This is a genomic window from Kitasatospora sp. RG8 (genome assembly GCF_017813315.1).
GTDB lineage: Bacteria > Actinomycetota > Actinomycetes > Streptomycetales > Streptomycetaceae > Kitasatospora.
This window is the reverse complement of record NZ_JAGIYX010000028.1, coordinates 21225-47635: the sequence shown is the minus strand read 5'-3', so window position 1 is coordinate 47635 and position 26411 is coordinate 21225. Positions and strand designations below refer to the sequence as shown.

Below are 26411 nucleotides of genomic sequence, written 5' to 3'. Positions count from 1 at the left end.
ACCCTCGGATGCGCTCCTCCGATGATCAGACTTGAAGTGCGGTTGAAGTCAACCCCGTTCGGCGTGTTGCGGCAGTTGGGTGCATTGTCAGATTTATCCTGGACGGCGGCCCGGGCCGCACGGCCGGGGCCGCCCTGCTCGTCCGTCGCCGAGAGGAACCCCCGTGGGTCAGCTGCCCCTGCTCTTCCTGGTGCTGCTCGCCTCCGTGGTGACCATGCCGCTCGCGCGGAGGACCGGCGTACCGCAACCGGTGCTGATGACGCTGCTCGGCATCGTCATGGCGATCGTGCCGCAGATCCCGGACATCGCCATCGACCCCGCGCTGATCCTCCCGCTGGTCCTGCCGCCGCTGATCTTCGCCGTCGCCCGGCGCTCCTCGGTCCGCTACTTCCGGGCCAACATCCGCTCCATCCTGCTGCTGGCCGTCGCCCTCGTCGTGGTCACCACGGTCGCGGTGGCCGGCGCCGTGCACTGGCTGCTGCCCGCGCTCCCGGTCGCCGCCGCCGTCGCGGTCGGCGCGCTGGTCTCCCCGCCCGACCCGGTCGCCGCCGTCGCGGTGGCCGGCAGCGTCGGCCTGCCGCGCCGGCTGGTGGCGGTCCTGGAGAGCGAGGGCCTGTTCAACGACGTCACCGCGATCGTCATCTACTCGCTGGCCATCGACGCGGTGGTCGGCGGCGACTTCTCGGCCGGCCACGCGGTCGTCCGCTTCGTGCTCTCGGCCGTCCTCGCCGTGGTCATCGGCGTCGCCCTCGGCTGGACCAACGCCAAGCTCGCCTCCCTCCTGGAGGACCCCACCCAGCAGGTCGCGCTCAACCTGCTGGTGCCGTTCGCCGCCTACGGCCTGGCCGAGGAGATCCACGGTTCCGGGGTGCTCGCCGTCGTGGTCTGCGGGCTCTACCTCGCCGAGCGGGCCGCCGACGCCGACGCCGTGTCGTACCGGCTGGTCGGCAACGCCTTCTGGGAGATCGTCGAGATCCTGATCACCGGCGTCGCCTTCGGCCTGATCGGCCTGGAGCTTGCCACCGTCCTCAAGGAGGCCGGCAACGGCTGGACCAGCATGCTCGGCGACGCCGCCGTGGTGATCGCCGTCGTCGTCCTGGTCCGGCTCCTCTGGCTGCTGCCGGCCGGCTGGCTCACCAAGAAGCTGCGCAGCGGGACCGAGGAGGACATCCCGATCAGCTGGCAGGAGAGCGTGGTGCTCTGGTGGTCCGGGATGCGCGGCGTCGCGACCGTCGCCCTGGCCCTGGCCATCCCGCTCACCGTCGACTCCGGTGCGGCCTTCCCCGAACGCGGCCGGCTGGTCTTCATCGCCTTCAGCGTCGTCCTGTTCACCCTGTTGGTCCAGGGCCTCACCCTGCCCTGGCTGGCCAAGCGGCTGCACCTGGACATCGACCACGACCGGCACGAACAGGCGGTGCGCCAGCTCTGGTGGCGGGCCGCCAAGGCCGGCCTCACCCGGCTCGGCGAGCTGGAGGAGCAGGACAACCTGCCCGCCGAGGTCGCCGACCGGCTGCGGGACCGTCAGCACGACCGGCTGGCCAGGCTCTGCCCGGAGAAGTACGCCGAGGAGGACGCCGCCGAGGCGAAGCTGAGGCTCACCCGGTGGCGTGCCGCGTACGCCGTCGAGCAGGAGATGATCGCCGCCTCCCGGCGCGAGGTGCTGGCCGCCCGCAGCGAGATCGGAGCCGACCCCGAGCTGGTCGACCAGGTGCTGCGCGGGCTCGACCTCCGCTCCGAACGGAAGTGACGGGACGTCCGGAAACGACGGCACGGTGTGGCGGCGGTGTCGGGGAGGCGTCGGCCGGGCGTCCGGCGGCGACGTCGGCGCGCGGCGGTGGAGCGTCGACGAACGGAATGTGCGCGGGCGGTCCCGGCGTTGCATAGGCTGGCCCCGGGCAAGGCCGTCAACGATGTCGGCGCACCACCAGTACCCGCACGACCTCGCGAAACCCTCCCGCCTGGCCCTGCCGGTATCTGCACCCAGATGAATCGAGGAGCAACCGATGTCGGAGACCCGTGCCGGCGCCCGTACCCCGCTGGACCGCACCCCGCAGTGGGCCGCCCTCGGCAAGCACCGCGCGGAGCTGGGCGAGACGCACCTGCGCGAGCTGTTCGCCGCCGACCCGGAGCGCGGCCGCCGCTACACCCTCCAGGTCGGCGACCTGCACGTCGACTACGCCAAGCAGCTGGTCACGGACGAGACGCTGACCCTGCTGCGCGAGCTCGCCGAGGCCACCGGCGTCGCCGCGCTGCGGGACGCCATGTTCCGCGGCGAGAAGATCAACACCACCGAGCAGCGCGCCGTCCTGCACACCGCGCTGCGCGCCCCGCGCGGCGCCGTCATCGAGGTCGACGGTGAGAACGTCGTGCCCGCCGTGCACGCCGTGCTCGACAGGATGGCGGCCTTCGCCGGGCAGGTCCGCAGCGGGGAGTGGCGCGGTCACACCGGCAAGCGGATCAGGGCGGTCGTCAACATCGGCATCGGCGGCTCCGACCTCGGCCCCGCCATGGCCTACGAGGTCCTCCGCTCCTACACCGACCGCGACCTCGACGTCCGCTTCGTCTCCAACGTGGACGGCGCCGACCTGCACGAGGCCGTCCGCGACCTGGACCCGGCCGAGACGCTGTTCATCGTCGCCTCCAAGACCTTCACCACGATCGAGACGATCACCAACGCCGTGTCGGCCCGCGACTGGCTGCTCACCGGCCTCGACGCCGGCGGCGAGGCGGTGGCCAGGCACTTCGTCGCGCTCTCCACCAACGCCGAGGGGGTCGCCGACTTCGGCATCGACACCGCCAACATGTTCGAGTTCTGGGACTGGGTGGGCGGCCGCTACTCCTACGACTCGGCGATCGGCCTCTCGCTGATGATCGCCATCGGGCCGGACGCGTTCCGCGAGATGCTGGACGGCTTCCATCTGGTCGACGAGCACTTCCGCACCGCGCCGCCCGAGGAGAACGTCCCGCTGCTGCTCGGCCTGCTCGGGGTCTGGTACGGCGCGTTCTTCGACGCCCAGGCGCACGCCGTGCTGCCCTACTCGCACTACCTGTCGAAGTTCACCGCCTACCTCCAGCAGCTGGACATGGAGTCCAACGGCAAGTCGGTGGACCGGGACGGCAACCCGGTGGGCTGGCAGACCGGCCCGGTGGTCTGGGGCACCCCCGGCACCAACGGCCAGCACGCCTACTACCAGCTGCTGCACCAGGGGACCAAGGTCATCCCGGCCGACTTCATCGGCTTCGCCGAGCCGGTCGCCGACCTGCTGCCCGGCCTGGTCGCCCAGCACGACCTGCTGCTGGCCAACTTCTTCGCCCAGACCCAGGCGCTGGCCTTCGGCAAGACCCCGGAGGAGGTCGCGGCGGAGGGCGTGCCGGCCGAGCTCGTCCCGCACAAGACCTTCAAGGGCAACCACCCGACCACTACCATCCTGGCCGGCCGGCTGACCCCGTCGGTGCTCGGTCAGCTGGTCGCGCTCTACGAGCACAAGGTGTTCGTCCAGGGCGCGATCTGGAACATCGACTCCTTCGACCAGTGGGGCGTCGAGCTCGGCAAGGTGCTCGCCAAGCGGATCGAGCCGGTGCTGCTGACCGGCGAGGGCGCCGACGCGCTGGACAGCTCCACCGCGGAGCTGGTCGCCCGCTACCGCTCGCTGCGCGGCCGCTGAGGGCTCCGGCAGGGTCCGGTTCCGGTGGGGCCGTCCGCTTCGGCGGGCGGCCCTGCCGTTCCGGTGACCCTGTGCTCCTGCGCTCCTGCCAAACGCCGGAAGGCCCCTCGCTTTCGCAAGGGGCCTTCCGGCTGTCTGTGCGCCGCCAGGGACTCGAACCCCGGACCCGCTGATTAAGAGTCAGCTGCTCTAACCAACTGAGCTAGCGGCGCCTGCTGACAGAGAAGACTTTAGCAGTGGGGTACGGCCCGGCCAAAATCGAATATCCGCACCCCGGGCGGACCACCCCTCCCGGTGGCTCGGTCGGGCTCGGCCGCTGCTCGGCCGGTGCTCAGCCGGTGGGCAGGGCCGTCGGCGCGGCCCGGGCGGCCGGCTCGCGGGTCGCCCGGACGCAGGCCCAGAGCACCACCGAGGCGCCCGGCAGCCACGGCTCCCGGCTCTCCGGCGCGACGATCCACCGACCGGCGCCCAGCCCGGGGGAGTCCGGGCTGTTCACCATCCGCTGCACGGGCGGAACCGTCACCGCGTCGCCGCGCCCGTGGCAGAGCAGCGGCGGGACGTCCCGGGCCCACTCCTCCCAGGCCAGCAGCCGGCGCAGCCGGGCGGCGGTGCCGGGCTGGACGAAGAGCAGCGTGCGCCCCCGGTAGACGGCGACCGGCCCGCAGCCCGGCCCGGAGGCCCACAGCTCGTCCAGCACCCGGCGGCCGAACAGCGACGGCATGCTGATCACGTCGAAGGCGCGCCCGCAGGGCAGCACCGAGGGCGCCCACGGGCGTGACTCCCACAGGGCGCGCATACTGCGCGGGTACTCACTGGCGGAGGCCAGCCAGGCCTCCCCGGCCACGGTGACGTACTCCACCGACTGATACGTCCAGATGTCCACAGAGAGCAGCGTGGAGCGTCGGGGACGTGGCCGGGAGGGAAAGAGCTGTTTGCCGGACAGCGCGGCGGGGAGCGGCGTACCCTTCCCCGGCGCATATGCCAATGGCGCAGTTGCGCAGTTGCCGCCGTGCAGCGGCGGCCGTCAGCCGTCGTGGCGGCGGGGCAGGAGCAGACCGCGGCCGTACTCGATCATCTTGGCCGCGTAGTCCGGGGTCCAGTCCGCCCGCTCCGCGATCTCGGAGTCCGAGAGCGCGTCGAACCGGCGGGTGTCCGCCAGTTGTGCGGCGGCGACCGCCTGGAAGTCGGTGGCCCGCTCGGCCGCCGCGCGGAACGCCAGGGCCAGCTCGGTGGAGCGGCGCAGCAGCTCCGCCGGGTCGTCGATCGACTCCAGATCGAAGAAGCGCTCCGACTCCGGCTCGGCGGCCTGCGGCTCGAACAGGAGCTGCACGGGCCGCCGTCGCGGGGCGGACGCCTCACCGGCGCCTGCGCCGCCCGGACCGGCCGGCGCAGGCGCACCGCTCGGGTCGGAAGCCTGGGCGTGGGAGTCGGGCATGGACGGACACCTCCGGGTGCTCGATGGGGGCGGACGACGGCCGCCGGGAACGGCGTCGACCGGTCGTGGCCGTCGTCCATTGTCTCGCGGCGATGGCCGGTAACGGAACGGTGCAAGTCCGGGCGCTATTCCCGGGGCGCGCGCCCGGGCTGTGCTCCCCGCGCCGGCCCGCCACCGGCTACTCCCGGTGGCGGCTCGGGCGCAGGCGGGGCTGTTGCGGCTCCGCCGGGGTCGGCTGCGCCTGCGGACGGCCCCCGCCCCGAGTCGGCGGGTCCGACCGACCGTCCGGCCATCCGCCTGACCGCCCGACCGTCCGCCTGGCCGGCCGCCCACCCGTCGGTCCGCCTCACAGCCGGACGCGGTGCCCGGCGAGGTGGTGCAGCACCTGGTGGTTGGCCTCCCAGCCGTCGGGGAACTTGACCGAGACGCCCAACTGCACCGGCTCGGTGGACGGATGCTCGTCCAGCAGCTCCGCGATCCCGGCCCGGGCCACCACGATGCAGGCGTGCCGGTGGCGGGAGGCGAGCACGCAGAGCCGGCCGGTCTCCAGGTGGAACGCGGTCGCGTCCGGCCGCCCGGACAGCGGGTGCAGCACCACCGTGACGTCGTACTCGCGCCCCTGAAGCCGGTTGGCGGTGTCCACCGTCACGGCCGGCCCGGCGGTCGGGTCGACCGGGACCCCGGCCTTGACCAGCGCCGCCCGGACGGCCGCCGCCTGGTCCCGGTGGGCGGTGCCGACCGCGATCCGGCCGGGGGTGAGCGGTGCGGACCCCTGCTCGGAGTGGGCCGTGAGCCCCCGCTCCAGCAGCCGCCGGACGGTGGCGGCCACCGCCGCCACGGCCTGCGGATCGGTCCGGACGGTGTGCCTGGCCGGCAGCTCCAGCAGCGCCCAGCCGTGCTCGGCGGCCCGGTCGATCGCCGCGTCCAGGGCCGTGCCGTCCGGCCGCACCGCGGCGGTGAGCCGCCGCTCCCCGGGCCCGGTGCCGGAGCGGAACGGCGTGTACGGGTAGAACGCGCCGGAGATCAGCGGCGCCGCGGTGGCCGGCAGCCGCCAGGAGACCGGCAGCCGGTGCGGCTCGATCTGGGGGTTGTGCGCCAGCAGCGTCACCACCGCACTGCTCGACGGGTCGTACGACAGGCCCGCCCACTGCTCGGTGCCGACCACCGTGAACGGGTCCAGCTGGCCGGGGTCCCCGACGAACAGGGCCCGCTCGAACAGCCGGGCCACCGCGAGCAGCGCGTCCGAGCGCATCTGGTACGCCTCGTCGACGATCGCGTGCCGCCACGGCGCCTCGGCCTTCACCCACTGCCACTTCGCGGCGGTCGAGATCACCACGTCGAGCTCGGCGAGGTCCGCCACCTTGTCCGAGGGCGTCACATTGGCGTGGCGAAGCACCTCGGGCCCCGGGCGGGAGTCGGCCGCGTGCAGCCGGCCGATCGTCAGGTCCGGTGCCTTCTCGGCCAGTCGGTCGACCAGGTCGTCGACCTGGCCGTTGGTCTGGGCGACGATCATCAGCCGCTCGCCCGCCCCGACCAGCTCCCGGGCGGCGCGCACCACCAGGGTCGACTTGCCGGCCCCGGGCGGGGAGTCCACCACCACGCCGCGCGGAGCGCCGACGGCCGGGCGGACGGTGGCCTCCAGGATCCGGGCCACCGCCGCGTCGGCGGCCGCGCCGGGGTCCTGCTCGCTGCTCATCTGCCGGGTCACTCCCACTCCTCGAAGGCTGCGGACGCGGTGGCGGACGCCGCGGCGGCGGACGCTCCGGAGGCCGTGGGGGCGACGGCGGGCGCGGCGCTGCCGGGCGGGCCGCCGTGCGTCCACGGGGTGTCGTCCGGCTCGGGCAGCGGGGCGGACTGGCGGACCGTCAGCTCGAAGAGCGTGAAGGTGACCCGCTCGCCCGGCTCGGGCAGGCTCCCCGGCTCGGGCTCCTTCTTCCGGCCCATGCCGGAGAGCACCCGCAGCGTGATGGTGCCCGCGGCCGGGTCGACGGCGACGATCCGCGCCTTCTGCGCGCTCGGGCCGTGGACGCGGTGCGCCTCCCGGCCGAGGTCGGCGTGCGGCCGGTCGGTGGTGCCGACCGTCACCAGCGGGCGCGGCTTGGGGGAGCGGCCCGAGGTGTCGTAGTCCGGCACGACCTCCGTCACCACGCCCGAGAACGCCTCGCCGGCCAGCCGGTGCTCGGCCATCGCCAACGGGTCGTCCAGCGCCTCCTGCACGTCCAGCCGGGCCTGCTCGCGCTCGCGCTGCGCCAGCTTCCGGGCCGCCGTCACGGCGTCGTCCTGCCGGGGCTGCGGCGGCTCGCCGGCCGCCAGCCGGTCCCGGTGGCCGGTGTAGGACCAGCGGTCGCCGGTCCAGCGCTCCTCCAGGTGCCCGGCGGGCGGCAGCGTACGCAGCAGGTCCAGGCCCGTCCAGACGTCGTGCCAGGTGGGCAGCAGCACCTGTTCCAGCACCGTGCGCAGCTGCCCGACGGCGGTCCGGACGGCGGCCCGGGCCTGTTCGGCCGTCGCGTCGTCCTGCTCCTCGGCGCCGTGCAGCAGGGTCGCGGCGGCGGCGTCGTACCGGGCGATCGCCGGGCCGAGCACCAGCTCGTCGAAGCGCGGGTCGGTGGCCGGACCGGCCGGCGGGTGGAGCAGCTGCCCGCGGTCGTCGCGCGCGGACTCGGCCAGCTCGGCGGCCTCGGCGCCGGACAGGCCCGGCGGCGGCGCGTGCCAGGCCAGCCGGGCGGCCAGGTGCTGGTCCTCCAGGTGGCTCTGGCCGGTCGCCCAGTGCCGGGCGAGCAGCCCGGTCATCGGCAGCAGCAGGCTGGTGCCGGGCACCTGGGCCCGGTCGGTGAGGTGGGTCAGCCAGCGGCCGAGCAACGGCACCCTGGCCGGCGCCGGGTACGGGCCCGGCTCGTCGTCCTCGACGGTGCGGCGGAACCGGGTGGACCGGCCGATCAGGGAGAGGTGGTGCACGCCCGCGCCGTTCGGCACGATCAGCTGCGGCGCGTCCGTGCACAGCTCGCGCAGGACCACGGTCTTCTCGCCGGTCTCGGAGTCCTTCTCGGAGCCCTCGATCTGCTCCACCCCGTCGGCGAAGGACTCCAGGTAGGGCAGCAGGTCGGCGGCGACCTCGGCCAGGTAGTCGAAGCGCAGCGTGCGGTTGAGCGGCTGCGGGACGAAGTGCAGGCGGGGCGCGGAGCGGTCGGTGCCGAGCATCACGGCCAGCGGCGCGCCGGCCTCGCCGGCGGCGGTCAGCGGGACCACCACCATCGGGCGCTCGGAGAGGTGCCGGTGGCGGACGGTGGCCAGCGGCTCGGCCCGGCCGCTGCGGACGGCCTCCAGCCGGGCGAGGGTGCCGAGCAGGCTCATCCGGCGGCCCCCGGGGCGGTCGGTGCAACGGTGCGGCCCAGTGCCTCGGCGCGGAGCGCGGCGGCGTAGGCCAGCCGGGCGGCGGCCTCGCCGGCCCCGGTGGCGTCCCCGGTGGTGTCCTCGCCGGCGTCCTCGGTCTCGTCGGTCGGGTCGCCGGCGCCGGATTCGTCGGCCTCGCCGGCTTCGGTGCTGCGGGTCTCGGTGCCGGCGGCCTTGGCACCGGCCGCGGCGTTCCCGGTCCTCCCGGCGAGCTGAGCGCCCTCGGCGGCGGCCAGCGCCGCGGTCACCGTCCGGATGGTGCCCAGCTCGCCCCGCACGCCCCGGCCGAGCTGCTCCACCCGGTCGCCGCAGCGGGCCTCGGACCGGCAGTGGAAGCCCAGCTCGCAGGCGGACAGGCAGTCCGGGCTGTAGGCGGCGGGGACCGCCTCGACCGACGCGGCCAGCTCCTGGCCGGAGCGGGCGGGCACACCGTCCTCGCCGGGCGCGAGGTCGAAGCCGACCCCCGGTGGCAGCGCGTCCAGCAGGCGGCCGATGCCGGTCATCCGGCTCAGCTGGCGGCGGGTGGTGGCCAGCTCGCGCCGGACGTCCACGGGGACGGCGGTCGGCCGGTTGCTGAAGTCCTTGGGGCAGACGAGCAGCACGCTCAGCCGCGGACTGCCCGGCAGCCGCTGTTCGGTGTAGGGGTCCGGGTCCACCGGGCGGCCGGCCAGGGCGGCGGCCGTCTCCTGGAGCGCCAGCACGTAGACGGCGGCCTGACGGGCGGCGGCGCCGACCTTGGCCGGGTCCGCGCTGCCGTCCAGCACCGGGAAGGACTTGATCTCGACCACGGTGCACCGCCCGCCGTGCACCACCACGGCGTCCGGCTCCAGGTAGGCGGTGCTCCCGGCCACGTCGAGCCGCAGCAGCGGGTGGTCCAGCAGCGTCCAGGCCTCCGGGTCGGCGGCCGCCTCGGCCAGTGCGGCCGTCGTCCGCTCGGCCCGGACGGCCGGGCCGGAGCGGCGCAGCAGGTCGGGCACGGTGAGCGGGGCGCCGCCCTCCACGGGGAGGCCGAGGTGGCGGCGGAGCGGCTCCAGCAGGGCCGCGTAGCCGTCCTCCTTCAACCGGGACTCGAAGATCACGCCGCGCGCGATGGCGAAGGGCGACTGCCCGAACGGCGCGGGCCGGCCGAGCCGGGCGGCCAGGGCCGACTTGTCGACCCCGGCGGCGTCGAGCACCGCGCGGCGCTGACAGCCCGGATTGGCGGCGAGCGCGGCGAGGGCGCGGGCGGTCAGGCTGCGCTGCGGCGCAGGACCGCGAAGCTCGGCGAGCCGCTGGGCGAGCGGCTCAGAGGGCCCGCGGGGCGGGACGTTCGTCGAGACGTTCATGGTGCGGCCCAGTGTCGCATCCGGGTCCGACAATCCGGTCCGGCCCGGGCGATCCGGTCCGGCTCGGGCGATCCGCGGCCTTGCGGGTCGAACCGTGGGCAACCGCGGCCATGCGGGTCGATTCGGGCGGTACCGGGAGACGGGCGGAGCGGGGGCCGGGGGCAGGGCGTGCGTCCACGCCGAAGCCGGGGTCGGTGCCGGCGGTCGGTGCCGGCGGTCGGTGTTGGGGGTGGGGCCGGGCGCCGGGGACGGTGTCCGCCGCGGTGGCACGGGGGTGCCCGGCCCGGGATCGTGGGCGGCGGAGGAGTGAGGGATCATGGAGCCCCGGTGCTCAATGGTGAGACCGACCGTTGCCGCCGCCCCGCCGCGAGGAGCCTCCCATGCCCGCCCGAATCGTCCTGGTCCGCCACGGCGAGACCGAGTGGTCCGCCACCGGCCGTCACACCGGCCGGACCGACATCCCGCTGACCGAGGAGGGCCGTGCGATGGCCCGGGCCCTCGGCGCCCGCCTCGCCAAGGCGCCCTGGAACGGCCTGCCGGACGCCCTCGTCTACACCAGCCCGCTCGACCGCGCCAAGGAGACCTGCGCCCTGGCCGGCCTCGGCGACCGCGCCGTCGACCGCCCCGAACTGCTGGAGTGGGACTACGGCCAGTACGAGGGCCGGACCGGCCCCGACATCCGCGCCACCGACCACCCCGGCTGGCTGATCTGGCGGGACGGCGTGCCCGGCGGCGAGAAGCTCTCCGACGTCGCCGCCCGGGTGGACGCCTTCCTCGCCGACCTCAACGACGAGCACGGTGTGCCCGCACCGGACACCACCGTCATGCACTGCGCCGACCGCGACGTGGTGCTCTTCGCCCACGGCCACCTGCTGCGCATCCTGACCGCCCGCTGGCTCGGCCTCCCGCCCGAGTACGCGCAGCGGTTCAAGCTCGGAACGGCCGCGCTCTGCGTGCTCTCCTGGGAGTACGGCGCCCCGGCGGTCGAGGTCTGGAACGACCTCGGCCACCTGGAGGGCCTGAAGCACTGAGGCCCGACCCGCCGTACGACCGACGCCCTCGGGCCCTCCCGACGACTCGCCGGGAGGGCCCGAGGGCAACTCGGGTGGCGGGTGCACCGGCCGGCGGGCCCGCCTGACCCGGGTGTCCCGGCTCAACCGTCCCGGCCACGGTGTCTTTGCCGCGGGGTCCCGGCCGGGGAGTCCTGTCAGCGGCGTCCTTGCTTCGGCGTCCGGACCCGGGTGTCCCGGCTCAGGCAGCCGACGCCAGGTCGTAGTCGGCCAGGAACCGGCCGACCTCGGTGACGCCCCGGTGCGGGCGCAGCCGGTCGGCGGTGTCGGCCAGCATGCTCCTGATCCGCGCGGAGCGGACCTCGCCGAACAGCGCCACGGCGGCCGTGCCGTGGTGGGCCGCACCGGCCAAGTCCCCCCGGCCGAGCCGGTCGTGGGCGAGCTCGGCGGTGTACAGCACGCGGTTGCGGACGAAGTGCGGTTTCTGGAGCCTTATGGCCAGCCCGGCCTGCTCGCTGGCGCGGTCCCAGTCGCCGAGGGCGGACCAGCACTGGGACTGCAGCCCGGCGATCTCGGCCTCACCGAAGAAGGACATCCACTCCGGGTCGGCCTCGGAGGGGCCGTGGTCGAACAGCCGGTACGCGCGCGCGAGCGCCCGGTCGCAGGCGGACCGGTCCTGCAACAGCGCCCAGCCGCCGGCCTCGCGCATGGCGAGCAGCGAGAGCAGCCGGTCGGAGTCCAGGCTCCGGGCGGCGGCCTGCCCGGCCTGGGCGGCACGCAGCGCCTCGCGCGGTCGGCCGGCGTCCCGGGCGAGGAAGGCGCTGTTGCAGAAGACGTGTGCCTCCAGGGCGGCGTCGCCCGCCATCCGGGCGGTGGCCAGGGCCTCGGCGTACAGCGACCGGGCGTCCGCCATCCGGTTCGAGTCGTGCGCCAACCAGCCGACCGAGATGGCCAGTTCGCCGGCGCCGGCCTGGAGCCTCCGCTCGGTCTCGGCGCTGTAGTCGCCCTCGTTGAGCAGCACGTACGCGGTGCGCAGCGACTGCCCGGCCCGTTCGTACAGGGCGTCGGCCCCGTGGGCGTCGTCGGCCAGCCGGATCTCCCGGACGGCCTGTTCGACGCCGAGCACCTCGGCCGCGCCGACCCTGCGCGGCGGCGGGACCGGCCCGGGCCTGCCGGGCACGAAGGCGGACCCGGGGTCGAACAGCGTGGGGGCGGGGTCGAACCGGGCCGCCCCGGACCGCGGTTGGGCCGGGATGAACGCACCCGCGGCGGTCCTCCCGGCGGCGGGTGCGGCCGGGCCGGATGCGGCGCGGGCGGGTCGGGCGGTGGCGGCTTCGGCCGGCTGGTCGATGCCGATCACGGTGGCCAGCGCGGCGGAGCCGCCGGCCAGGAACGTACGGCGACGCACGTCGTCGTTCTCCTCGTCGAAATGGTGCGGTCCAGCGGGCCCCCGGGGTGGCTCCGCGGGCCTCGGCGGCAAGGGCCCGTCCGGTGGGGTTGGTTCCGCGTACGGCGAGGCAGCGTACGGGAGTTGGGTGGAGTGCGGAGAGCGCGGGGCGGGCAGGGGCGGGAACGGCGGGTGGAGCGGGGGTGGCACGGGCCCCCCGCCGCCGTCCGCTGAGCGGCGGCGGACGGCGGTGCGGGGGGAGAACCCGAGTTCGGTCAGTGAGCGGTCCGGCCACATGTGCCGGAAGACCCTCTCGTACGCGTAGTTGGGACAGCGGATCTCACCGGACTCGACCCGCCCGACGTAGCGGGCGTCGCAGGAGACGTGCTCGCCGATCTCGCGGGCGGCCCGGCGCACGGCCATGGCGAACTCGCCCGGCGAACGGTCGCCGCGCAGGGCGCGCATCACGGTGTTGGGTGACGGGCGGTTCGGCTCGGCCGGTGGGGTGGCTGCCATGATGCGCTCCGTGGTCGTGCTGGGGGCGTGCCGGGGTGGTTGTGCCGGGGCGGTCGTGCCGAGGCGGTCGCGCCGGGGTCGATCCTGCGCGGGGTGGGCGGACCGGCCGACCCGGTCCGGGGTGGGGTCGGGGCTCGGCGGATCGGGCGGGCCGACCCGCCTTCGCGGTCCGCCCCGGGGGATCCGCCTCGGGGTCCGCGTCAGGGTGTTGCCGGGGTTCGGTCGGGGGCTGGGTGTTCCGGTCCGCCCGGGTCGGGGGTTCGGCGCCGGTGGGTCGGGGGCCGGCCGGGGGCTGGTTGCTGTGGGGCTGGCTGGTGTACGGGGCTGGTTGGTCCGGCTCGGGGTGCGGGTGGGCCCGGTGGGGCCGGATGGACCACCGGGCACGCAACCGACAGTACCGGGAGTCACCGGTCGGGCACAGCGAGTTGGTGGCTGATCTCCTGTCAATTGCGGGCAAACCAGACGTTGTTGCCGGGATCTGCCATGAAATGCCATGCCTTGCTGTAAGGCGCCCCGTGGCCTGGAGCGGCTCCCCGGCGTTGTCCTGATACGTGGAAGCCCCGGTCTCCGCCCAGGCCCCGCCGTTCGCAGCGGCGGCCCCCCACCCGCCGGGCGGTGGCGCTTCCGATCGGACGAGGTGACAGGAGGGCCCGTGATGGCCACCGGAGTACCGCAGTACCACCGCCTGGTCGCCGGAGGGGTGCTCGCCGGCGCCGTCCCCGCCCTGTCGCCCGAACCGGCCGACGATCGTGGTCCGGGTCGAGGGCCCGTCGAGGGCGGTCGCGCCCCGTGCGGCGGCAGCGGGCCGTTCCGCCGCCTGGCCCCGGACGCCGACGGCGCGGTCGGCACCGGCTGCGACACCGTGACGGTCGCCCTGCGGCACGGCCTGGAGGCGGTCGACATCCTGCGGCTGCGCCGGGCCTGCGGCGCGGTGCTGCAGAGCCGCAGCGGCAGCACCGTCTCCTTCCTCGTCCCCGCCGGCACCTCGGAGACGTGGCACCTTCCCGGCAGCTCCTGTACGGCGGGTGCCCTGATCCCGCCCGCCACCGATCCGCGCTGGGTGATGCCCCCGGCCGGCGCCGACCGCTGCGTCCGCCCCACCGACGCCTGGGTTCTGCGCTCGGCCCTCTGCGAGGCCGCCTGCACCCTGACCGCGGGCGGCCTCGGCCCGTTCTGAGACCATCGGCCCGGTCCCGCCCGCCGCCACCCCGCTGAGCTGCGGAGCCGTCCGCCGACCCGGCGATAATGGCCGGTATGGGACGAAGCAGCAGGGCCGGCCGAAGCGCCGACAAGGGCCGTACGGCGGCGGAGCCACAGCCGGCGGCCACCGGCCCCGGCGGCCGGACGCACACCCAGGGCCCGCTCACCCGTCCCGTCGGTTCCGGGCTCGCCGAACTGCGCCCCGACCGCGACCGCCCCGCGGCCTGGTCGCTGCTGGTCGACGGTGCCCCGCAGTCCATGGTCGACCTCGCCGACCCGACCCACCTGGGCTTCGAGTACCAGCGCCGGCTCGGCCACCTGATCGACCTGGTCGCCCCGCCCGGCCGTCCGCTGACCGTCCTGCACCTCGGCGGCGGCGCCCTCACGCTGGCCCGTTACGTCGCGGCCACCCGCCCGCGGTCCCGCCAGCAGGTCGCGGAGATCGACACCGCGCTCACCGAACTCGTCCGCACCGAACTCCCGCTGGAGCGCGGCTGGCAGATCAAGGTGCGCGGCTCGGACGCCCGCAGCGTCCTGGAGCGGACCCCCGAGGGCACCGTCGACCTGGTGATCGCCGACGTCTTCTCCGGGGCCCGGGTGCCCGCCCACTGCACGACCGTCGAGTTCACGACGCTGGCCGCCAAGGCCCTGGCCCCCGGCGGCTGGTACGCGGTGAACATCGCCGACGGCTCGGCGCTGCCGTTCGCCCGCTCGCAGATCGCCACCCTCGGAGCGGTGTTCCCCGAACTCTGCCTGGTCGCCGACCCGGCGGTGCTGCGGGGCAAGCGCTTCGGCAACCTGATCCTGGCCGCCGCGCACGCCCCGCTCCCGCTCGCCGAACTGGGCCGCAAGGTGGCCTCCGACGCCGCCCTCGGCCGGGTCGAACACGGCCGTGCCCTGGTCGACTTCGCCGCCGGCGCCGCCCCGGCGACGGACGCCACCGCGGCACCCTCCCCGGCCCCGCCGCCGGGGGCCTTCAGCTGAGCCCCGACCGAGCCCTGTCCGAGCGGGCCTCGCCCGGGTGGCTCCGCTCCGGGCCGCCGCCCACCCGCCGGCCCGTGCCCGGGGGAAGTCCCAGGTCGCACGGACGCCCGCCGTCCGTCCCGGTTAACCGCTTGGCGAGCGGCGGGCGCCCGCCGAGAATGGGCGCGCCTGTCCGGAATGCGGACGGCGGAGGTCGGACGGGAGGAGCGAGGGCATGCGGATCAGACCGGCCCGGCCGGACGAGGCGGAGCAGCTCAGCGAGCTCGCCCTGCGCTCCAAGGCGTACTGGGGCTACGACGAGGCGTTCCTGGAGGCCTGCCGGGAGGAACTGACCCTCGATCCCGCCGGGATCGAGCCGCGCCGGACGGCGGTGGCCGAGGCCGACGGTCGGGTACTGGGCTTCGTCACCCTCGTCGGGACGCCCCCGGAGGGCGAGTTGGGCATGCTCTTCGTGGAGCCCGACACCATCGGCCGGGGTGTCGGCCGCAGCCTGGTCGCGCACCTGCGGGCGCAGGCCGCGGCACTCGGCTTCCGCCGGCTCACCCTCGACGCGGACCCGAACGCCGAGCCGTTCTACCTTGCGATGGGTGCCACCAGGATCGGCACCAGCCCGTCCGGGTCGATACCCGGCCGCGAACTGCCGCTGCTCGCCCTGGAGATCGCCGCGACCGCCTGAGTCCCCGACACGGACCGGCCGCCGGCGCTCGGGCGTGCGGTGGTGGCGTGCGGTGGCGGTGGGGCGGCGTGCGGCGGGGGCGGCGGCGAGGTGGTGATCCGGGCCGAGTGGCGGACGGCCGCCTCAGTGCCCGCGCGGCAGTCCCCGGTGCTTGCACATCGCGGCGCCGGTCAGCAGCAGCCCCGCGGCGATCGGCGCGAGGACGGCCGTGCCGGTGCCCGCGAGACCGTGGCCGGCCGGAGCTGCGAGGGCGCCGGTCAGTGCGAGGTCCTCGTGCGGTGCGGAACGCTCCGGCGCGGTGGTGCGGGCGTTCCCCGCGCCGCCGGGGCCGGGCCGTCCGGCGGTCTGCTCCTGCCGCCCGCTGTTCCCGGGCGCGGGCGGTGGCGCGGCCGGAGTGTGCTGCCCGGCGTTGGGCGCGGCGGTCCGTGAGTCGGCGGAACCTGAGTGGCCGACTGCCGCCGATGCTTCTTTGGAGCCGTCGCCGCCGTCCGGGGAGACGCGCGCCGCCGTGGTGCGGGCCTGTGCGGGGGCGGTCCCGAGCAGGCCGGCGGCGATCGCGAACGCGTCGGGGACGGAGGCCCGCTGGCCCGGCAGCGGCAGGTCACCCGCTCTGATCCGGTCCTGGAGCACGCTGCCGACCGGCGCGCTCGCGGCCTCCGGGCCCGGCGCAGGGGAGGGGACGGAGCCGGCCGTGCCGACGGGCTCACCGAGCGGCCCCGGCGAGGAGGCCTGACCGGGCGCCGCAGGATCGGAGGCCGTCGGACCGGGCGCGGCCAGGCCGGGGGAGGGTGGTTGCCCTTCGGGCGCCGCCCGGCCCGGTGCCGCCGCGCCGTCGGCATCCCGGTCCGCTGCGGCGACGCGCCCGGCTGACTCCCCGTCGCGGATCCGCCCGTCGACGGCCCGCCCGTCGCTGCCCTGTCCCTCGCCGGTCCCGGGACCGGCCCGGCCGCCGCCCGGCGTCCGGCCCGCGGTGTGGCTCACCGGCTCCGGCAGTGGCGAGGCCGCCGCGTGGGCGGGTACGCCCAGTGCGCCGAGCCCCCAGAGTTGTGCGAGGAGCACCCCGCCCGCCGCGACGGCACGCGGCCCGGGCAGCCACCGGCCGCCCGGGCGCCGTGCACCGCCGACGGCGCGTCGGGCGGGAACCGGGGCCTTGCTCGCGTGATTGGCTCGCACGTGGATCGAGAACGAGCGGACGGGCCGTGAGGTCACGGTCGTCGTCACGGACAGTCATCATCGCGGGTCATGGATCCACCGGCCGCGCGCCGCGGCGACCGGTTTCCCCGCGGACGGTCAGGAGCCGGAACCGGTCAGGAGTTGGGGCGCAGGGTCCAGATGACGGTCATGACGCCGGTCACAGCGCCGTCGGCGCGGGTGATCTCGACGGTGACGGGGAACTCCGGCCGCTCGCCCTTGTCGAGCTCGGCGACGATCTCCGAGGCCGGGCGGCCCAGCACGGCGGTGGCGGTGACGGCGCCCATGGCCAGCTTCTTGTACGCGATCTCGGCGCTGACCGCGAGCGGCACGGCCCGCGAGAGCTGGTCGCTGAAGGCGCCCAGGACGATGCAACCGCTCGCGGACTCGGCGAGCGTGAACATCGCTCCGGCGTGCGGCCCGCCGACGTGGTTGTGGTACTCCGGCTGGTCGGGCAGCCGGAGGACGGCGCGCTCCGGCGTCGTCTCCAGGTACTCCAGCTTGAGGGTGCGTGCCATCGGCACGGTCGAGTCGAGCAGCTGGCCGATCGAAGGTGTGGTCATGGCAGCTATGTTACTGGCAAGTAGCTTCTGAGGGCAGACCCGTCGGCAGATCTCTTGCGGAGGAATGTCGCGGGACCGCCGGGGGACCGCCCGGAACGGGATGCGCGGAAGGAGACGTACGGAAGGGGGGCGGGGAACGCGAAAACGCCTGAGGGGCCGATCTCTTGAAGAGATCGGCCCCTCAGGCTCTGGGGTGAGTGACGGGACTCGAACCCGCGGCCACCTGGACCACAACCAGGTGCTCTACCAACTGAGCTACACCCACCATCTGTCCGGTCCGTTCCCGCTCTTCGCGTTCCCGTTCCGACAGGAAGAACTCTACAGGATCCGAGAGGGTGCTCGCGCCAGGGTTTCCCCCGGGCGTTCGCCGGCCCGTTCCCCGGCCCTCCGACGGCCTCGATCCGGGGCCGTCGGAGGGCCGGGGGAGGGTCAGTCCGTCGGCGCCTGGTACTTCTCGGCGATCGCGCGCGCGGTGTCGGTGTCCGGGCCGGGCTGCGGGACGAACACCGCCTCGCGGTAGTACCGCAGTTCGTCGATGCTCTCGCGGATGTCCGCGAGCGCCCGGTGGTTTCCGCCCTTCTGCGGGCTGTTGTAGTACGCCCTCGGGTACCAGCGGCGGGCCAGCTCCTTGATGGAGGAGACGTCCACGATCCGGTAGTGGAGGTGGCCCTCCAGGGCCGGCATGTCCCGGGCCAGGAAGCCGCGGTCGGTCGCCACCGAGTTCCCGCAGAGCGGCGTCCGTCCGGCCTCGGGCGCGTACTCGCGGACGTACGCGAGGACCAGCGCCTCCGCCTCGGCCAGCGTGACGCCGTGCTCCAGCTCGTCGAGCAGGCCGGAGGAGGTGTGCATCGTGCGCACCACCTCGGGCATGTTCGCCAGCGCCTCGGCCGGCGGGCGGATGATGACGTCCACGCCCTCGCCGAGGACGTTCAGCTCGGAGTCCGTCACCAGCGCCGCGACCTCGACCAGGGCGTCCCGGTCGAGGTCGAGGCCTGTCATTTCACAGTCGATCCATACCAAACGGTCATTCACGCCACTCACCCTACGGCGCGATCACGCGCCACGGGCACCGGAGGAGCCGGGTGTGGCGCCGGCGCGCAGCCCTCCGGGGCGTGTTCGTCCTGGCCGGGAGTGCCGGGCTCGTGGGCCTCGCGGGCCGGTGTGACCTGCCCGGCCCGGCCCACCGGGTGGGCCGGGTGAGCCTGGAGGCCGTCCCGTGCGGTCCGCGGGTCGCGCGGCTCCCGGACGCCCTCGGGGTCGCCCGCGCGGCCACCCTGCGGGCGGACCTGCGGAGCGCGTCCCTGTCGGGCCCTGCCCTCCGGCGTGCCGGACCCCGCGGGCGCCGGCACCCGGCCGGCCGCACCGTGGCCGCGGCCGCCGGCCGCACCGCCGGTACCGGCACCGCCGACGCCGGTCCCGCCGGCCTCGTCCGAGGGTCGCTCGGCCGCACTGCGATGCCCCTGCCCCTGACCGCGGGCACCCGGCTGCGGGTGGCCGTCCTCGGCCGCGGCGTGTTCCGCGGTGCGCAGGGGGCGGCCCGCTCCCGGACCGGCCTGCGTCGGCACCAGCGGCGGGCGGGCCGGACCGCGCCCGGCCCCCGGCTGCCCGGGGTGCGAGGGCTGCCCCGCCTGCTGGTGCGGGTAGGGCTGCGCGGCACGGGCGTGGAACCCCGGCCCGGACGGCTGCCCGTGCTGGCCCAGCGGACCGTGCTGCCCCGGGTGCCCGGCGTGCCCGCTGCTCCCGGCCGCGAGCGGGTGCGCGGACGGCTGGCCGTGCTGGCCCGCCGGCCCGTGCTGGCCGTGCTGGCCGAGCGGTGCCCCGCCCGCCGCGGTGGCGGCGGCGGCAGCCGCGGCATGGGCCGCGGCCGACTGCGGTACGGCGCCCGCCAGCCGGAGGTCGCCCGGGTGCACCGGGGTCGGGGTCGGCGAGGCCGTCCCCGGGCGCCGGGCCCGGTAGCTCGTCCGGTACGCGGCCGGCGAGACCCCGAGCTGGCGCCGGAAGTGCCCGCGCAGGGCCACCGGCGACCGGAACCCGCAACGACGGGCCACGTCGTCGACCGACAGCTCCGAGGTCTCCAGCAGCCGCTGGGCCTGGAGCACCCGCTGGGTGATCAGCCACTGCAGCGGGGCGCTGCCGGTCAGCGTGCGGAACCGCCGGTCGAAGGTCCGCCGGCTCATGTAGGCCCGGGCCGCCAGCACCTCGACGTCGAACTGCTGGTTGAGGTTCTCCAGCGCCCAGGTGACCACCTCGGCCAGCGGGTCGTTGCCGATCTCCTCCGGTAAAGACTGATCGATGTACTGGGCCTGTCCGCCGCCGCTGCGACGGCTGGGCACCACCAGGCGGCGGGCCAGCGCGTTGGCGGCCTCGGCGCCGTGGTCGCTGCGGACCACGTGCAGGCAGAGGTCGATACCGGCGGCCGTGCCGGCCGAGGTCAGCACGTCGCCGTCGTCGACGAAGAGTTCACGCGGGTCGACGTGGACCCGGGGGTAGCGCTTGGCCAGGGTCGGCGCGTACATCCAGTGCGTGGTCGCCGGGCGGCCGTCCAGCAGACCGGCGGCCGCGAGCACGAACGCGCCGGTGCAGAGCCCGATGATCCGCGCGCCCTCGTGGTGCGCCTTGCGCAGTGCGGTGATCGCCTCGACCGGCGGCGGCTGCGAGATCGAGCGCCAGGCCGGCACCACGATCGTGCCCGCCCGGGCGAGCGCCTCCAGCCCGTACGGTGCGGAGAGCGTGAGGCCGCCGGTGGTGGCGAGCGGCCCCTCCTCCCCGGCGCAGACCAGCAGGCGGTAGCGCGGGACCCCGGCGTCCTGGCGGTCGACGCCGAAGACGGAGAGCGGGATGGAGCTCTCGAAGATCGGTGCGCCACCGAAGATCAGTACCGCGACGGTCTCGCGCCGGCGCCGGCCGGACAGCTTCCGGGGTGCGGCGGCCATCACCGCGGTCGAGGAGCCGTTCGCGCCGGGACCGCCGACCGGGCCGTGGCCGGCCGGACCGTAGCCGTTTCCGCCGAGGCCGAGCGGACCTGCCGCGATTCCGCCACCCGGCATGCCTCCTGACGCCGGTCCCGTCGAGGGCGAGGCCGGGGCGGGGCCGCCGGAGAAGGCGGGGAACGCCGCGTCCTGTCCGGTGTGGACGTGCTGGCCGTGCTGTCCGGGGTGGACATGGCCCGGGACGCCGGCCTGTCCGTGGCCCTGCCCCGGGCCCGGAGTACCAGGATGGCCGGGAACCGACGGGCCCGCGTGCCCGCCGCCGTGCACGGCAACGGGATTGACCGAGGGTCGGCTGACGGATCGTCCACCCTGTTCCACGCCCGCCGGGAAGGCCCCTGTTCCGGCCGGTCCCGGCGCCGGGGAGGCGGCCGGGGCGGGCAGGGCCGAAGCGGCCGCAGAGGGGTACGAGAGGTGCGGGGCGGCGCTGGAGGTGCCGGAGGAACGGGGGTTGGCAGCGATGGCCGGGGCGCCGGTGGCTCTCGGGGAGCGACCGGTGATACCGGCCACGGCCTGGCCGCTGTCAGGACCCGCGTCGCTCCTGCTCACCCTGCTCAAGGCGCTCAAGCCCCCTCGGTGGTGTGGTGTGGTGGTGCGGCACTGCTAGCCAAGATCGAATCTATCGGGTGGACCGTTGCCGTTGTGACAAGTTCACCATCCGACGCTATGTCGACATGGCAATTTGGCGTGATGCATTCGATCACGAAGCGTGGCACCCGTCGACCCTTCTGGGAAGGGGGCCGGTGCAACGGTGGCTGGTTGTCGCGGGACTGGTCCTGGGGCGCCCGGCTTCGGCGTGCCCGGCCGGAGGGTCTGGGCTGCGACTTTGCCCAAGGGCGGGGGAGACGCACGAGATTGACCGAAAATAGGCGGTGCACAAGAGGGCGCACGTAGGCCGAACCGTGCGCCTCCCGGGCTTCATCCGGCCAGTGCCGGGGCGGCAGAGCGGCGATCGCCGGCTCGCGCTACCGTCCCTGGAGTGGAGATCCTCAGCCGGCTCGAACAGGCCAACGACAACGCCGCCGCATTCTGGCTCGCCCAAGCCCGTACGCACGGCTGGCAACAGCTCATAACACCCCGGTTCACCGCGGTCCGCTGTGCCCGCACGCCGGACGACGCGCACCGCATCGTGATCACGCGTCCCTACGGCGATTCCGCGGACCTCGAAGACGAGCTGGCGGCCCTCGTGCGCGAGTGGTCCACCGTCCGGCTCACGCTGGAAGACCCCTACGGCGGGCTGGACATGACGCGCCACGGCTGCGGGCACGGCCGGGCCATGGCCGTGATGGTGCGCGAACCGGGCCCGCTCGAAGCACCCCTGACCGGCTCGCTCCCGCGCTCCGGGGACCGGGACGGTGGGCCTCTGACGGTCGATGAGGTGCTGGACGCCGACGAGTTCGCCGAGGTCGAGCGGGCCGTGGTCGAGGGGTTCCCCATCACGGAACGACAGCCCTGGACCCGGGGCGGGATGCTGCCGGGGGACCTCCTCCGCGAACCGGGCTTCCGGGCCTGGCTGGGACGCATCGACGGCGTACCGGCCGGCGCTTCCCTCACCTACGACGACGGCCGCTCCACCGGGGTGTACTGGGTCGCGACGCTCCCCGACCACCGCTCCCGCGGTGTCGCCCGCGCCGTCCTGGAGACCGCCCTGGCCGGAGCCCGTCACGACCTTCCGGCGACCCTCGTCGCCACCCAGCTCGGCGAGCCGCTCTACCGCAAGCTCGGCTTCATCGAGCGGGGTCGCACGCACTGGTGGTCGCTGACCGGATCGTCGGAGGGGTAGGCGCGTCCGAGGGGTGCCCGGAGGACTCCGGAGGCCCCTGGAAGTTCCCGGACGTTCCCGGGGCCCGCGGGGGTCTTCCGGGGGCCTCCGAGGTGGACGGTGACGCCCTGATGGTCAGGGCGGGCCGGCCCGGCACTGGGCCGGGCAGGTTCCCGTGCCGTTCCTGCATCGGCTCCCGTGCAGGTTCCCGTGCCGGGCCCTCGCGCCGGTGTTGCCGGGGGTTCTGCCGGGTGGGGCAGGCCGGTGCCGGTCGCGGTCGCGGGTGTCCGGTCAGGTCCGCGGGGGTCCGGTCACGTCACGGTGAGACCGCCGCCGCCTCCACCGCGGGTGCGGGCGGGCGCTGGCCGAACCACGCCGGCGGCTTGGCGAACCTCGTCCGCGCAGGGCGTTCCGCAGGGGCTGCGTGTGCAGGGACGGTGTGTCCGGGGGAGGGGTGCGCACCGCCGGTGTGAGCGGTGGCGGCTTCACCGGCCGTGGCGGGAGCGCCGACGACAGCGGGGTGGGAGGGCTGGTCGGCGCGTTCGGAGCGGAGTCCGGCCCGTTCCGCGGCGCCCGTCCGGTCCGCCGTACCGGTCGACCTCCCGCCGACGGGGCGGTCTTCTCCGGCGGCCGCAAATTCACCGGAACGGTTTCGGACACCGACCTCCGCCGTCGAGCCCCGGGCACTGACCTCCTCGCCGTGCACGGGAACAGGCGCACGCCGGCCGTCAGGGGCGGACACCGGGAACGGTGCGCCGGACCGCACGCCCGGCAGCGCCGTCACCGTGCTCGTCCGGGACCGCGGGCTTCCGGCCTCCACGCCGGTCGTCCTCCGCCGGGCCGCGCCGCCCGCCCGGATCCCCGGCCGCGGCGCCGGTGCGCTGCGTGCGGACAGGACCTGGCCGACCGCCTCCGGCAGGCCCGCCGCCTTGAGCGTCGGCCGGTAGCCGGGCTCGGCCCAGGGCCGGCCGTGGTGCAGCCAGACGCTGCGCAACCCCGTGAGTTCCGCCCCCGCGATGTCGGCGGGGGCGTGGTCCCCGACCATCCAGGTCTCCGCGGCCCAGTTGCCGGTGGGCGCGATGCCGCAGCGCTGCGCGGCGATCTCGAAGATCAGCGGGTCCGGTTTGACGCACTCCGCCTCCTCCGAGATGACCCAGCCGTCGACCAGCGGGCCGAGCCCGGTCCGGCGGATCTTCTCCAACTGGGGCCGGGTGTTGCCGTTGCTCACGATGCCGAGCGTCCACCCCGCCGCGCGCGCCGCCCGCAGCGCCTCGATGTTCCGGGAGGGACAGTGGATGTGGGAGTTGATGCCGCGTCGGTAGTGCGCGAGCAGGAATTCGAGGGAGTCGTCCAACCCGTAGCGGCGCTGCGTGGCGGACAGTACGGTGCTGCGCGGCACGTAGCCGCCGCCGTCGATGGTGACGAGCCAGTCGAGATCGCCGGGCGGCAGTCCGCGTTCGGTCAGAAAATCCTGAGCCCAGGCCCGGAAAGCGGCGTCCCTGGGGAGCAGCGTGTTGTCGAGGTCGAGCAGGAGCAGCGGCATGCCGAGCATGCTGCCAGCGGCCGCGCTCATGCACCTGGCAAATGCCAGAGGCCGCCGCGAACCCGTGCGAATTGGCTGAAACGGATGCCGGCCCCGCCGGGGCGCCCATGCCTCCGGGATCAGCGGCCGGTGACGGGCGGCGACGGATCGTTGTCGATCCATGACAGTCCGGTCACGGTGTCCCGGTGGCCTGTTGCATCGCCCGGTTCGCTCAGTCAAGCTCCAGGGAACCTCCTTCGCCAGAGGGGGCGCGATCGTTCGCAGGCGGGGGCGCACTGCGGCCGGCGAGCGCATCCTCCGTTTGCGGGAACTGAGGCGTTCGGAGGCTTCGCCGCTGGGCTGAGTCTCCCGCCCGTCGTACTCTGAAAGGAATAGGTCACAAACGGTGGTGCTCGGCGAAGACCGACGTCGTCCCGTGGGCGGCCCTGCTGCCTGGGCAGCGTTGTCCTCTCCTTTCGGCCCATCTCCCTCGAAGAGCCTTGAGCCATGGCTGGTTTTGAGTCATCCCGACCGATTGAGCCGGACGCGGTCCGCGGTATCGGCCCAGCGGCCGGTGGAGTCGGTGGTGACGGCTGTGACGGCGGAGATTCAGGGGGAGAGCCGGTTGTCGTGGACGCTCGGGCTCTCAGCCGCATTCTTCGCAACATCGCGCGCCGGAGCCGCCCCGGTTCCCGCCAACGACGCGACCAGCACCGGGCCGACCCTGCGGAACCGGCGGTGACGGGCCGCCTCGGTCCCGGGGCCGAACACCCGGGGGGTGCCGGCCTGCCGAGCGCACCGGAGATCCAGGAGACGCCGGTCCTGTCCTGTGATCCCGCGTTCCAGCACGGTGTGGTGGTGGGTTTCGACGGATCCCTGTCGAGCGAGCGCGCTCTCGCCTACGCGGTGGGCATGGCCCGTCGCTCGCAGTGCGGCCTGGTGATCGTTCATGTGGCCAACCGGCTGCCCGCTACGGTCTGGGCCGGCTGTGAACCTCCCGTCTTCGTCGACCTCCCCGACCACCGGACCGAGGTGCTCGGCCTGGAACTCGCCTGTGCGGACTTCCTCGCGGGTGTCCCCTGGGTCCTGGTCGAGCGGGGCGGCGACATCTGCCACGAGATCGAGGAGGTCGGGCGCGAGTACGCGGCCGACGCCATCGTGGTCGGCAGCACGCACGGCCTGCTCGGCAAGATCTTCGGTTCGGTCTCCGGGCGGCTGGCGCGGCGGGCCAACCGCCCGGTGATCGTGATCCCCTGACGGACCGACAACTGGCTTGCCCCGATGGCCCGACCGGCCCCTGGCCGGGAGGCCGGGAAGCCGCCGACCCGAAACCCGGAGGGCCGGTAGGTCGGCAGACAGGCCGGTCGCCGGTCCGGGAAGTCGATTGACGGGCCAGTCGGACAATCGGGAGAGCAAGCCTCTTTCAGGCTGTACGGGAGGGGCGGGGCCTCAGGACTGGATGCCCAACTCCCGCGCGATGAGCATGCGCTGGACCTCGGACGTGCCCTCCCCGATCTCGAGGATCTTGCAGTCGCGCCAGAAGCGCGCGACCGGGAATTCGTTCATGAAGCCGTACCCGCCGTGGATCTGGGTCGCCTCACGGGCGTTGTCGACGGCGGCCTCGGACGAGTACAGCTTGGCGATCGCGGCCTCCTTCTTGAACGGTTCGCCGTGCAGCAGCCGGGAGGCGGCGTCCCGCCAGGCCAGGCGGGAGGTGTGCGCGCGCATCTCCATGTCGGCGAGCTTGAACTGGATGGCCTGGTTGGCACCGATGGGCCGCCCGAAGGCGCGGCGCGTACCGGCGTAGGCGACGGACTGGTCGACGCACCCCTGGGCCAGGCCGGTGGCCAGGGCTGCGATCGCGATGCGGCCCTCGTCGAGGATCCGCAGGAACTGGGCGTAGCCGCGGCCGCGCTCGCCCAGCAGGTTGGCCGCGGGGACGCGGCAGTCGGTAAAGGACAGTTCGCGGGTGTCGGATGCGTTCCACCCGACCTTCGAGTACTTCTTCGACACCTGGAACCCCGGGGTTCCGGTAGGCACGATGATGGAGGAGATCTCGCGCTTCGGCGAGGAGAATTCGCCCTCTTCACTCGAACGAGCGATCGGTTCCGTGAGGGCGGTGACCGTGACCAGGCCGGTGATGTCGGTGCCGGAGTTGGTGATGAAGCACTTGGTGCCGTTGATGACCCACTCGTCGGTGGCCTCGTCGTACCGCGCCGTGGTGCGGGTCGCACCGGCGTCGGAGCCGCCCTCGGGCTCGGTCAGGCCGAACGCCCCGAGCATCTCGCCGGAGGTCAGCCGGGGCAGCCACTCGCGCTTCTGCTCCTCCGTGCCGAAGCGGTAGATCGGCATCGCGCCGAGCGAGACCGCGGCCTCCAGGGTGATCGCGACCGAGGAGTCGACGCGGGCGAGCTCCTCCAGCACGAGGCCGAGCGCGAAGTAGTCGCCGCCCATGCCCCCGTACTCCTCGGAGAACGGCAGGCCGAAGAGGCCCATCCGCGCCATCTCCCGGACGATCTCGTAGGGGAACTCGTTCTGCTCGTAGAACTCGCCGATCTTCGGCGCGACCACGTCCTGGGCGAACTCGGCGACCGTCCGCCGCAGTTCCTCGTACTCGCTGTTCAGCCGGTGATCGAGCATGGTGATCCTCCTGGGGCCCGGCCGGGGTGGCCGCGGGCGTGATCGGGACAACCGCGTGCCGGTCGGATGGTGTGACCGGCACACGAAGTGCTGAGAGGGAAGGTGAAGTACGCGGGGAAGGTGTCGTGCCGTGCGGGGGAGGGTCGCCGGCCGGGCAA

At 74.7% G+C, this 26411-nt stretch carries 18 protein-coding genes, 2 tRNA genes and 2 pseudogenes; 8 read left to right on the top strand and 14 right to left on the bottom strand.

The genetic code is table 11. The features are described from left to right. Window positions 1–163 precede the first annotated feature (163 nt). The gene (locus J5Y04_RS31810; protein ID WP_209415866.1) at window positions 164–1747 is read left to right on the top strand and encodes a Na+/H+ antiporter; all 1584 of its coding nucleotides are present in this window, start codon (window positions 164–166) and stop codon (window positions 1745–1747) included. A gap of 256 nt (window positions 1748–2003) precedes the next feature. Beyond that, entirely contained in the window at window positions 2004–3665 is a 1662-nt protein-coding gene (gene pgi / locus J5Y04_RS31805) for a glucose-6-phosphate isomerase (protein WP_209415865.1), read from the top strand. Between the two features lie 138 nt (window positions 3666–3803). On the opposite strand, the gene J5Y04_RS31800 is transcribed toward pgi, so the two are convergent. The 6 genes from J5Y04_RS31800 to J5Y04_RS31775 all read right to left on the bottom strand — a co-directional run bounded on the left by J5Y04_RS31800 (window position 3804) and on the right by J5Y04_RS31775 (window position 9815). Continuing rightward, window positions 3804–3877: transfer RNA gene (locus tag J5Y04_RS31800), tRNA-Lys, on the bottom strand. Window positions 3878–3996: 119 nt separating this feature from the next. After that, on the bottom strand, window positions 3997–4608 hold the full coding sequence (locus J5Y04_RS31795) for a bifunctional DNA primase/polymerase (protein WP_209415926.1): 612 nt from the start codon (window positions 4606–4608) through the stop codon (window positions 3997–3999). 81 nt (window positions 4609–4689) lie between these two features. Next, complete coding sequence (locus J5Y04_RS31790; RefSeq protein ID WP_245205834.1) at window positions 4690–5100, bottom strand: hypothetical protein; 411 nt, start codon at window positions 5098–5100, stop codon at window positions 4690–4692. A 346-nt stretch (window positions 5101–5446) separates the two neighbouring features. Further along, window positions 5447–6796: an AAA domain-containing protein gene (locus J5Y04_RS31785; RefSeq protein ID WP_209415864.1), complete on the bottom strand. Its 1350-nt coding sequence runs from the start codon at window positions 6794–6796 to the stop codon at window positions 5447–5449. An 8-nt stretch (window positions 6797–6804) separates the two neighbouring features. Beyond that, on the bottom strand, window positions 6805–8451 hold the full coding sequence (locus J5Y04_RS31780; RefSeq protein ID WP_245205833.1) for a hypothetical protein: 1647 nt from the start codon (window positions 8449–8451) through the stop codon (window positions 6805–6807). Next, window positions 8448–9815, bottom strand: a complete 1368-nt coding sequence (locus tag J5Y04_RS31775) for a hypothetical protein (protein ID WP_209415863.1) — start codon at window positions 9813–9815, stop codon at window positions 8448–8450. The genes J5Y04_RS31780 and J5Y04_RS31775 overlap by 4 nt, the downstream gene beginning before the upstream one ends. A 380-nt stretch (window positions 9816–10195) precedes the next feature. Here J5Y04_RS31775 and J5Y04_RS31770 point away from each other — a divergent pair, with 380 nt between their 5' ends. Then, window positions 10196–10846 carry a histidine phosphatase family protein gene (locus J5Y04_RS31770; RefSeq protein ID WP_209415862.1) on the top strand — a complete coding sequence of 217 codons (651 nt, stop codon included), beginning with the start codon at window positions 10196–10198 and terminating at the stop codon, window positions 10844–10846. Window positions 10847–11066: 220 nt separating this feature from the next. On the opposite strand, the gene J5Y04_RS31765 is transcribed toward J5Y04_RS31770, so the two are convergent. Further along, on the bottom strand, window positions 11067–12728 hold the full coding sequence (locus tag J5Y04_RS31765) for a tetratricopeptide repeat protein (RefSeq protein ID WP_209415861.1): 1662 nt from the start codon (window positions 12726–12728) through the stop codon (window positions 11067–11069). 655 nt (window positions 12729–13383) lie between these two features. On the opposite strand from J5Y04_RS31765, the gene J5Y04_RS31760 reads away from it, so the two are divergent. From J5Y04_RS31760 to J5Y04_RS31750, 3 genes are all read left to right on the top strand, one after another. Continuing rightward, a complete protein-coding gene (locus J5Y04_RS31760; protein WP_245205831.1) occupies window positions 13384–13905 on the top strand; it encodes a hypothetical protein in 522 nt (173 codons plus the stop codon). Between the two features lie 77 nt (window positions 13906–13982). Next, window positions 13983–14912, top strand: a complete 930-nt coding sequence (locus J5Y04_RS31755) for a spermidine synthase (protein WP_374106151.1) — start codon at window positions 13983–13985, stop codon at window positions 14910–14912. A 214-nt stretch (window positions 14913–15126) separates the two neighbouring features. Next, a complete protein-coding gene (locus J5Y04_RS31750) occupies window positions 15127–15588 on the top strand; it encodes a GNAT family N-acetyltransferase (RefSeq protein WP_209415859.1) in 462 nt (153 codons plus the stop codon). 123 nt (window positions 15589–15711) lie between these two features. Here J5Y04_RS31750 and J5Y04_RS31745 read toward each other — a convergent pair whose 3' ends face one another. The 5 genes and pseudogenes from J5Y04_RS31745 to J5Y04_RS31725 all read right to left on the bottom strand — a co-directional run. Beyond that, window positions 15712–16809, bottom strand: a complete 1098-nt coding sequence (locus J5Y04_RS31745) for a hypothetical protein (protein ID WP_209415858.1) — start codon at window positions 16807–16809, stop codon at window positions 15712–15714. Between the two features lie 86 nt (window positions 16810–16895). After that, the gene (locus J5Y04_RS31740) at window positions 16896–17342 is read right to left on the bottom strand and encodes a DUF4442 domain-containing protein (protein WP_209415857.1); all 447 of its coding nucleotides are present in this window, start codon (window positions 17340–17342) and stop codon (window positions 16896–16898) included. A 189-nt stretch (window positions 17343–17531) separates the two neighbouring features. Further along, window positions 17532–17607: transfer RNA gene (locus tag J5Y04_RS31735), tRNA-His, on the bottom strand. Between the two features lie 164 nt (window positions 17608–17771). Continuing rightward, a complete protein-coding gene (gene orn, locus J5Y04_RS31730; RefSeq protein WP_148645060.1) occupies window positions 17772–18374 on the bottom strand; it encodes an oligoribonuclease in 603 nt (200 codons plus the stop codon). Window positions 18375–19272: 898 nt separating this feature from the next. Continuing rightward, a pseudogene (locus tag J5Y04_RS31725) lies at window positions 19273–20275 on the bottom strand (helix-turn-helix domain-containing protein); the annotation flags it as partial. A 1033-nt stretch (window positions 20276–21308) separates the two neighbouring features. Here J5Y04_RS31725 and J5Y04_RS43725 point away from each other — a divergent pair. Next, window positions 21309–22112, top strand: a complete 804-nt coding sequence (locus J5Y04_RS43725; RefSeq protein WP_209415856.1) for a GNAT family N-acetyltransferase — start codon at window positions 21309–21311, stop codon at window positions 22110–22112. A gap of 295 nt (window positions 22113–22407) precedes the next feature. Here J5Y04_RS43725 and J5Y04_RS31715 read toward each other — a convergent pair whose 3' ends face one another. After that, window positions 22408–23664, bottom strand: a complete 1257-nt coding sequence (locus tag J5Y04_RS31715) for an HAD family hydrolase (protein ID WP_245205829.1) — start codon at window positions 23662–23664, stop codon at window positions 22408–22410. A 774-nt stretch (window positions 23665–24438) separates the two neighbouring features. Between J5Y04_RS31715 and J5Y04_RS31710 the strand changes: the two are divergent. Then, window positions 24439–24870 (top strand): annotated as a pseudogene (locus J5Y04_RS31710) (universal stress protein); the annotation flags it as partial. Window positions 24871–25062: 192 nt separating this feature from the next. On the opposite strand, the gene J5Y04_RS31705 reads toward J5Y04_RS31710, so the two are convergent. After that, complete coding sequence (locus J5Y04_RS31705) at window positions 25063–26253, bottom strand: acyl-CoA dehydrogenase family protein (RefSeq protein ID WP_209415855.1); 1191 nt, start codon at window positions 26251–26253, stop codon at window positions 25063–25065. Window positions 26254–26411 lie beyond the last annotated feature (158 nt).